Origin of the sequence: Nostoc sp. UCD121, assembly GCF_014222285.1 — a bacterium.
Taxonomy (GTDB): Bacteria; Cyanobacteriota; Cyanobacteriia; order Cyanobacteriales; family Nostocaceae; genus Nostoc.
The window spans coordinates 1-8,054 of the sequence record NZ_JACKZS010000282.1 but is presented as its reverse complement, the minus strand read 5'-3'; the positions used below and the strand labels follow the sequence as shown (position 1 = coordinate 8,054).

Genomic DNA, 8,054 nt, shown 5'->3' with positions numbered 1-8,054 from the left:
TAATAAATCCTCAACATTTAAGAAACTGGTTTGCTAATTGCTGCTACTGTACCTCATAACAGCCGGAAGTGCTGTATCTTGAGTTTGTAGCGTACAGCATTCGCGGATTCTACAGGCACACCTCATCTTTCCTATCGCTCCTCAGTCCTACGTAGTGAAGAATTTTAGTAATAAAACGGCATGGTGTAAAACTGTCATTTTTATGGTAATTCTGTGGCATTTCTACGGCTGATTGATGGTAAATCTGTGGAATTTGAGCCAGAGGAAAGCATTTCATTTTGGCAGTTCTATGTCAGTTCTGTGTTGAATTTGTGGTCTGAAAAAATTGGGATTTTGACGCACAGTACGCCATATTTGGCGGAAAGTTTTTTTGAAAAAAATTGATGATTTCAATGAATTTTAAACCACTTGGAACAAAAAGAACTACTAAATAAATACGTTAATACTACAAAATGGACTGTACAGTTCACTCTCTTCAAGGCAAGCAAACAAGGCTTGGATGATTTCTGAAAAAGCAACGCTATCGGTTGGATGTGGCAGCAGAGGGGCATCAAAGAGAGCAGGTGCAATCGCCCGATCTACAAGAAGGAAGAGATTGGTAATCTAATGGCAGGAGGCAAGATTGGCGATCGCAATCTCAGTGATAGAGTAGTGTTTCGGCGACCAAAGGGCTACCTTTCAAACATCAGTAATTCCGGCTGTGCTGCTAGTATTTTTGATGTTTCTGTAATAATTGACTACCCCGTTAGTCTTCGATTGGAGGTGCAGAAGCTTCCGCTATGCCGTAAGCTGATAAACGCTTCAATAAAGCTTCAACTAATTGTGTATCCAGGTAAGCATGGATGTATACAGCTTTGCCCCACTGCATCTTGATTATGTGAACTCCCTCATTGACATACTCCTCACCATCTGCTGGCATGGCGGTATCAACCCACTCCACAGCAATTGTTGTGTCCCAAGGAAACCCGCTAACAACAATGTTTTTAATCTCAAATTCTAATTTGGGTGACAAAAGATAAAGACGCTTAAACCACTGCCGCATTGCCTCAACACTATGACGAGTCCCACCCAGGGCATGAGTGCCGCTAAAGGTATGAGTAATTGAAGGAGAAACACCTTGAAGAACTGATTCATAATTACCGTGGTTCAAATACTCAAAGGTTCTCTTGACAAACTGACGAACAAAGTAGGTGTACATACGAATGGCTCCTTCCAACTAAGCTTTCGTTTTGTGCTGAGATGAACTCAGAAGTTGTTTTATTTGATGTCCTTTCCACATCCACAGTCCAGTCAGAGTCAAGACTGGAATAATCAATATCCGCATAGATAGGAGAAACTCAGCTTGATTCCGCCAAGGAGAATAAACAAAGGTTCCAATTGCCACAGAACTGATGAGATGAATCCATCGGAGGAGATTTCGTTCTTTCATAGTTTTATATGTTTACGCTGACAACATTAATCTACCGCCTTATGTTTCCACTGTCAACATACTTGAGCTAAAATTTAGGCATCCTGTATATGCCTGATCACAACTGATGTCAGAACGAGAACCTTATCATCATGGAGATTTGCGCCAAGCCCTTATTGCTGCTGCTTTAGAACTTATTTCCGAGAAGAATGTTGAAGGGGTTTCTCTACGAGAGGTGGCGCGTCGAGTCGGTGTCTCTCATGCAGCTCCCTATCGGCACTTTGCGGATAAAGAGTCTCTGTTGGCCGCTGTAGCAAAAGATGGATTTCAAATGTTGCATCACAAATTGGAAGAGGCAATTCAAAACTCATCTGCTGATCCTGTGCAGCAAATACAGGATAGTGGGGTTGCCTATATAACATTCGCCCTTGAACATCCTTCGCACTATGATTTGATGTTTGGTGCTTATCGCTCATCTTCTGCTCAACAAAATCCTGAGTTGGAATATGCTGCAAGACTTGTCTTCATGGTTCTTGTTGGTGCGATTGCACGGGGACAGCAGGCAGGGGTGATTCGGGCAGATGATTCTGAACAATTAGCCTTGACAGCTTGGGCGTTAGTACATGGTTGGGCAAAGCTGTGGATAGATGGTCAAATTCCCTTCTGTGCCACTCAATCCACTCATCACCTCGCTGTCTTCGTTACCCAGATATTAGTTGAAGGACTAGCTAAAACCGAAACTTAGTACTTACTTATATAAAAAAGATTATCGGTGATGTAGCTACCTCCACACTACCCATTTAAAGACTCAATTCATCATCCTGCTCCTGCTGGCGTTGCTGTTGCTGCTGTTGCCTTAACTGCTGCCCATAATCAAGTAGCTGCTGGTTCCAATCGTCAGCCTTGCACTTGAGCCGCTTGGACTGTGGCAGTAGTTCCTTAACAACTCGTGCAGCTGCATTACCAGAATCGTCCGAGTCAAAAGCCACTTGTAAATTAGGAATATGCTGCAATTGCTCTACTGGTAAGCTTTTGGGATTATCTACCGCCATATACAAAGTTCTATTGGGTGGCACGTCGCCTCTAAGTTGATATTCCAGCATGGCAAAAGACACGGCATCGATGGGCGATTTCAAAAGCACCACTTTCTCTACAGGTGAAGTTGGCTGTCCGCCTAAGCGGAAGTGAAACCAGCCCTCACGCCTAACTGTTCCTTTCTCGTAGCCCTTAAACGTGTTGTTCTCGCCCCGTGTCCCCCGCAGGAATGCTCCTATTGCCTGGGGTTCTTCTAATAGATTCCGCATGACGAACACAGCGTTTTGCTGATCATCAGCGTAAACTAGCCCCCTCTTATGCAGAAGTTCCACAAAATTTTCAGGTATCCCCCGTTTCTGGGTGAGGTAGTTGTGAACTGCTGTCCACTTGGCTTTATCCTCAACGGGTAGCGTGAATTTGGGTCGTGGTTCTAACTGGATAATTTCAGCAGCCACTGTTTTAGTTTTTGCGATCGCTGCTCGTTCTGCCCCCGACTCACCAAATCGCTCATGTAACCAGACAACTGCCTGCCGCAGATTGCACTGGTTAACGTGCATCACCAAATCAATTGCACCACCGCCACCCTTTTGTTGATCGGGGGCAAAGTCGTAGAATTTGGGCCCATCTATATTAATGATGTGTCCGTGACCCTTCCATTTTCCTTCCTCGTGGTGTAGCCCCAACTCCCAAGCCACATCAACAAGGGGCAAGTCGCGCAGTTGTTGGGTTTTCAATTCCAGCGCTCGCACAATTTCTTCTAGCCGTTGTCTTTCCTTCTCGCTGGCCCTAGCCCGTTGCTCTGCCCTCTCCAATCGCTCCTGCATGAAAGCGCGGTCAGCCAGTTGGTGGTTAATCGCTTGGAACTGCTCATCTGACTGAATCCTGGTTACATAACTACTAGCTGATTCAAAAGGCGTTGGCGCTAATTGGTTATTTGTAATGACTGCGGTGAGTGGTTCACTGTTAACCGCTTGGTAATATTCCTTTACTTTGGTGTGGGTTGCTTTGCTGCCCTTAACCCCTCGTTCAATCCCCAAAGGAGCGAGTGCAGCAGCATAACTATCTTGGAGTTTGGATAACTTGATTCTTCCTTGTCCACCTCTACCGCCAAACATCGCATCATGACTGACTCTCCCGGTTTTTTCATTCAATGGCACGATGTAGGCGTGAATGTGTGGGGTACTTTCATCTAGGTGAAGCTCTGCCCTGACGCACTTTTCACCATAGTTTTGAGCTAGCCAGTCACGGGATGCGATAGCCCATTGCTGCATCAGTGAATCAGACCACTGCCCAGAAAGGGATGGATCTTTTGGACGGAAATATTCAGGCGATGCTGAGAGAAACATTTCGGTGCATAACACCGCATCATGCCGAGGGCGATGCTTGAGCGTAGAGATTTTTTCTTTAACTATCTCCTCCAAGGCGCGTGAGTCTTCTCCCCCAATCAACCGGACATTCTCTTTGGTTGGATCTGCGTTGGGTGTTTCTCTATTCCTGGTAACATGGTCATCACTTCCGGCAACGTTGCCGAATGTTTTTAGTTTCTCAATCCTGAGAATTGTTAGTGGCGACATAAAAAAATTATGCTACAAATGCAGTGTGAGTGTAGTACTCAAAAACCCCTTCGGGCGAACGGCGGTTTCATGTCACGAGCGCAGCGAGAGATGGCGCAGCCACCCGCAGGGCATGAAACCATAGTGAGTATGGTATCACTTATACAAAACCCTGAAATCCACTTTTGGGGGAGAAATCGCGCTTACTGCCTACTGTCAAAATACGCCCAAAAGCACCTTTAGGGTACATAACGACTGTCGTTTGACAGTCATTGGGGTTTCGGGTAATGACTGTCAAACGACTGTCATTTGGTACATTAGAGGGGTACTAGGGGTGGTTTACGGCGCATTTTGACAGTCATTAAAATCTGGTATCAATCAACACGATGGCTTACTCATAAACCCCTCTAATTCGATAGGAATACAGGACATGGAGCAACCTAATTTAGAAGTGCTTTCGATTAAGCGTAGTCACGACAGTAGCGATGGCCAGTTACTGCAATTTTTACGAGAGCGTGAGCGTAAAATGTCGGGCAGAGGTTTGACTAAAATTGTTTTGAGTACTTTGAGAATGTGTTGGGGGCCTTTTGTCATAAAGCGCATTGGCGCTGACAGCGACACTCTCAAGACTGCTGTGATTTACTCTATCTCACAGTTGGAATTACAGATTCACTTGCTCAAGCAATTACTTGATTGAGCGATTCTTTGAAGTACGTTTGCAACAAGTCTGTATTATTTCTGATCAATAAGCCTGGGGTTTATTGATCAGAAAAATGGCTTCTTAATTGTGGCTTTAATTGTGGGGGCAAGTTCAAAGCACACTTGCGCCTCACTGCTCGTATGTGTGGATACCCAAATAGTGATCTGCTGATGTTATGCGTGATATTGGTTGCAAAATAACAAATAAGTAATTACTATTCTTCAGCGATTGAATAGCCAAGCTGATAACCTCAAAATTCAAAAACCAAGATTGGCATGAATTAAAAGGGATAGCTATAGATAACTTCATGCCTTGTGATAATTGATAAAAATCAAGTATTTTCGCTATTTGTACCGTTTTCAGCACATCCAGGTATTTTTGACCATCCAAAGAAGGGTAGCCTTGGTTAATAATTTCATCAAGTACCCTAATTTTGTATTTTCCAGAACTGAGGAATAATATCTGGGTTGTGCCGGGTGGTATGGGTGGTCTAGGTGGCGGTGGTATTTGGGATGGCGTTGGTGGTGGTGGTATAGGTGGCGGTGGCGGTGCTGGTATTTGGGATGGTGTTGGTGTTTGGGATGGCGTTGGTGCAGTAGGAATCTTTGACAGTGATACAGCGACGGTTGTACCAAATGCACTCTTAAAAGCTTCGCTGAGTGTCGGTAATTTTGTTGTTATTTTGTCGTACCAAGACGATTTGCACTGTATTAATGCAGATTCCCCATCATAATCACGTAAAAAACACATTTGTCCTACTAATGCCTTGATGGAGGCTTGAGGAATATTTTCCAAAACACGCTGCCATATAACAGTAAGGTCATACTGTGGTGTTGGTGGTTGGGGTGGTGTTGGCGGTTCGGGTGTTGGCGGTGTTTTTTGCGCTAGAAACTCTTCGGCATCGGACAAAGAATCGAAATCAGCAATCTTTTCAAAAACCTTGTAGCGGCCCTTATCAAATCGAACTTCGTAACCTTTATCTGCTGCAATTTTTTTGAGTTTGGCTAGGGTTAATCTATTCATTGTTAAATCGTACTAGTTAAACACCTGTGAGAGCCGCAGTCCTAACATTGCCAACTGTTTCGAGAAACAGCACTCTTCCATTCTTTTTAATATTCTCGCTGACTGTGTAAGTAAGCCGGCAATTTCGGCTCAATTTCTTCAATTGCCTTGGACATTTCCTCAAACACCCCTCTTCCCCCCCCCCGTAATACGTTTGTGAAAAGAGGGGTGAATTCATCGCTGGCTCTTGTCGTGATTGTGTAGTTTACAAGTAGTCTTTTTTGATGGCTGTTGCTTATGCTTCTGCTTTTCAATTTTGACTCTCAAAAACTTTCCGCCAAATATGGCGTACTGTGCGTCAAAAAAAGATGGATTACAGAGCTTAAAAGCTTTTAAGCGAATTTCACGATAATTGACCAATTATTGGGAAATAATGGGAAACTTCTTATAAGTCTTGGGAACTGTTCTTCTTTATTGGGAATTTTTGAGCTAATGAGAATTTTGTGAATGGATGATTTTTAAGGGGTAAAAAGGTAAGAAAAAATTGGAGAATTGGGAGATATTGTCTAGATATTGGGAGATGTTGAATGTGGTTGGTGAGGATTGGGAAAATGGATGTTTTTTCGAGGTTTTATCTCAAACGCACGAATTTAGTCAAATCAATAAACTAGTCCCAAAACTGTAATATTTCTTGATAAATGTGTCAATAATCACGGTTTGGGCGGTTCATTTTGAGAGTAATTATCAATTAGATAGACAAAAAAAGGGTCAAAAACAGGGGTAAATTTTTTTTGTGGATTTTGTTTTTTAATGTTGAGTCTTGGTTCTGTTTCAAGCTGAATGCTCAACGTTCAATTTGTTTGTGATCAACTACGATAGCCAAGCGATCGCCGCATTGAATTAGCCTAAAAGCTCGAAGATTTAGAAGCGAATGGCTATTCATTTGGAACAGGGTTCGCATCTTTAATTGAGCAGCGCTATCGAGTGGTTGTACAAAATCTCTTGTGAATTTTTTCCCGAATCGGGAATTTTACCCACTGTGATCGCCTGAATCGATGATCGCAATCTATTAAATACGGACATGACTGATATCTGATCGTTTTCAGACCCTCCGCACCTACAACTTCTTGAAGTATCATTGCGATCGGTAACAGCCCGAAACCCAGTTTTTCATAGGTGCAACGTGCCGGGGCATGGACAGGACAGGATTGCCTCCGGCTTCGACCATAGAATTTTAATATGTTTTATTTAAATATATAGACTTATACTTTATATAGTACTATGAGATGAATACTACTCCTGGTTATTGGAGATATGAAAGACAACAAGAAACAATCTGAGGACATACTGAATTTGTCCGCTCTGGAGGGAGACATTCTCACCGTCTTGCTAGCCAGAGAACGATATGGTCTAGACATACTCAATAGACTCAACCCCTCAAGACCTACTCCTTTGAGCTTTGGCAGTCTATACCCTGCGTTAAATCGGTTGGAGAAGAAGGGACTGATTCAATGGCGATGGGGTGATGAGCAGGAGGAGACTGGGGGGGCAAGACGAAAATACTACAAAGTCACTGGTTTAGGTGCAAATGTACTTAACGAGTGGCAAACATACCGCGCACAGTTAGCGATGCAGGCTCAAGGATCAACAGCACTGGGGGGTATTTGAGGTAGTGGATAAGAATACTGAACAGAAACTAAAACGGATTTGGTGTGAGCGGTTGATTATAGGTCTGTTTGCATCTACTGCACTAGGGTTTCTTGTTGTAAAAATACCAACAGTGTACAGTCAGAAGCTGGCGAACGACCAGGCGCAGGTGCAGTCGCGGGAAGCAGCGCTGGTGGAGCAGGCGGAGGTGGCGCGGGTGGTGGCGGTGCCCACCTCGGCGCAGGTAGTAGCGATAGTGGAGCAGGCGGTGCCGAGGTGGGCGGAGCGGGCGCAGGCGGCGCGGGCGCAGGCGCAGGCGGCGCAAGTGGTGGCGCAAGTGGAGGCGCAGGCGCTTCAACAGCAACTTATACTTCTAGGAATATCAGCACTCTGCTTCATCCTAATGCTGCTGTTGTTATTGAGACGAAATCAAATTTCTCTGCCTTTTACGGGTCAACTAATTATTGTTCTTCCCGAAGAATACATTGTTGAGCTAGAAGCCTTCCATCAACAGATAAAGTTTGAGAAGCGCTCTATCTGGGTTATCAGAAAGATTATGCTCTGGACTGTTCTGGAGCTACTGTGGGCGTTTCACATTCAAATCAATGTTGAAAATCTCTGGCTACCTAAAAGTAGAGGACATAACAAAATCGATGACTAACTTTTAGATCATGAATAAATTTAAATAACCTTTAACTGATGAGCAAGG

10 protein-coding genes are annotated in these 8,054 nt (G+C 44.0%); 6 read left to right on the top strand and 4 right to left on the bottom strand.

All coding sequences use genetic code 11. The annotated features are described in order from the left end of the window. The first annotated feature begins 213 nt into the window (after positions 1–213). Positions 214–384: a hypothetical protein gene (locus GNF10_RS33255; RefSeq protein WP_185582241.1), complete on the top strand. Its 171-nt coding sequence runs from the start codon at positions 214–216 to the stop codon at positions 382–384. Between the two features lie 361 nt (positions 385–745). Here GNF10_RS33255 and GNF10_RS33250 read toward each other — a convergent pair whose 3' ends face one another. Beyond that, positions 746–1,198 (bottom strand): nuclear transport factor 2 family protein, encoded by a 453-nt coding sequence (locus GNF10_RS33250; RefSeq protein ID WP_185582242.1) that lies wholly within the window; start codon positions 1,196–1,198, stop codon positions 746–748. Between the two features lie 18 nt (positions 1,199–1,216). Then, on the bottom strand, positions 1,217–1,429 hold the full coding sequence (locus GNF10_RS33245; protein ID WP_185582243.1) for a hypothetical protein: 213 nt from the start codon (positions 1,427–1,429) through the stop codon (positions 1,217–1,219). A gap of 106 nt (positions 1,430–1,535) precedes the next feature. Between GNF10_RS33245 and GNF10_RS33240 the strand changes: the two genes are divergently transcribed. Then, positions 1,536–2,153: a TetR/AcrR family transcriptional regulator gene (locus GNF10_RS33240; protein WP_185582244.1), complete on the top strand. Its 618-nt coding sequence runs from the start codon at positions 1,536–1,538 to the stop codon at positions 2,151–2,153. 55 nt (positions 2,154–2,208) lie between these two features. Here the strand turns inward: GNF10_RS33240 and mobV are convergent, their stop codons facing one another. After that, entirely contained in the window at positions 2,209–4,017 is a 1,809-nt protein-coding gene (mobV, locus tag GNF10_RS33235; protein WP_185607377.1) for a MobV family relaxase, read from the bottom strand. A 9-nt stretch (positions 4,018–4,026) separates the two neighbouring features. On the opposite strand from mobV, the gene GNF10_RS33230 reads away from it, so the two are divergent. Both GNF10_RS33230 and GNF10_RS33225 read left to right on the top strand, forming a co-directional pair. After that, positions 4,027–4,239 (top strand): hypothetical protein, encoded by a 213-nt coding sequence (locus GNF10_RS33230; protein WP_185607376.1) that lies wholly within the window; start codon positions 4,027–4,029, stop codon positions 4,237–4,239. 187 nt (positions 4,240–4,426) lie between these two features. Further along, positions 4,427–4,693 carry a hypothetical protein gene (locus GNF10_RS33225; RefSeq protein ID WP_069071933.1) on the top strand — a complete coding sequence of 89 codons (267 nt, stop codon included), beginning with the start codon at positions 4,427–4,429 and terminating at the stop codon, positions 4,691–4,693. 132 nt (positions 4,694–4,825) lie between these two features. Here GNF10_RS33225 and GNF10_RS33220 read toward each other — a convergent pair whose 3' ends face one another. Further along, complete coding sequence (locus GNF10_RS33220) at positions 4,826–5,719, bottom strand: hypothetical protein (RefSeq protein WP_185582246.1); 894 nt, start codon at positions 5,717–5,719, stop codon at positions 4,826–4,828. A 1,293-nt stretch (positions 5,720–7,012) separates the two neighbouring features. On the opposite strand from GNF10_RS33220, the gene GNF10_RS33215 reads away from it, so the two are divergent. Continuing rightward, positions 7,013–7,366: a PadR family transcriptional regulator gene (locus GNF10_RS33215; protein ID WP_221644690.1), complete on the top strand. Its 354-nt coding sequence runs from the start codon at positions 7,013–7,015 to the stop codon at positions 7,364–7,366. A 4-nt stretch (positions 7,367–7,370) separates the two neighbouring features. Beyond that, entirely contained in the window at positions 7,371–8,006 is a 636-nt protein-coding gene (locus GNF10_RS33210; RefSeq protein ID WP_185587996.1) for a hypothetical protein, read from the top strand. Positions 8,007–8,054: the final 48 nt, after the last annotated feature.

What these genes read in the sequence shown, in the direction of transcription:
- GNF10_RS33245 (WP_185582243.1), bottom strand. Translation starts at nt 1,429, where the DNA reads ATGAAAGAACGAAATCTCCTCCGATGGATTCATCTCATCAGTTCTGTG.
- GNF10_RS33230 (WP_185607376.1), top strand. Translation starts at nt 4,027, where the DNA reads ATGCTACAAATGCAGTGTGAGTGTAGTACTCAAAAACCCCTTCGGGCG.
- mobV (WP_185607377.1), bottom strand. Translation starts at nt 4,017, where the DNA reads ATGTCGCCACTAACAATTCTCAGGATTGAGAAACTAAAAACATTCGGC.
- GNF10_RS33250 (WP_185582242.1), bottom strand. Translation starts at nt 1,198, where the DNA reads ATGTACACCTACTTTGTTCGTCAGTTTGTCAAGAGAACCTTTGAGTAT.
- GNF10_RS33215 (WP_221644690.1), top strand. Translation starts at nt 7,013, where the DNA reads ATGAAAGACAACAAGAAACAATCTGAGGACATACTGAATTTGTCCGCT.
- GNF10_RS33240 (WP_185582244.1), top strand. Translation starts at nt 1,536, where the DNA reads ATGTCAGAACGAGAACCTTATCATCATGGAGATTTGCGCCAAGCCCTT.
- GNF10_RS33220 (WP_185582246.1), bottom strand. Translation starts at nt 5,719, where the DNA reads ATGAATAGATTAACCCTAGCCAAACTCAAAAAAATTGCAGCAGATAAA.
- GNF10_RS33225 (WP_069071933.1), top strand. Translation starts at nt 4,427, where the DNA reads ATGGAGCAACCTAATTTAGAAGTGCTTTCGATTAAGCGTAGTCACGAC.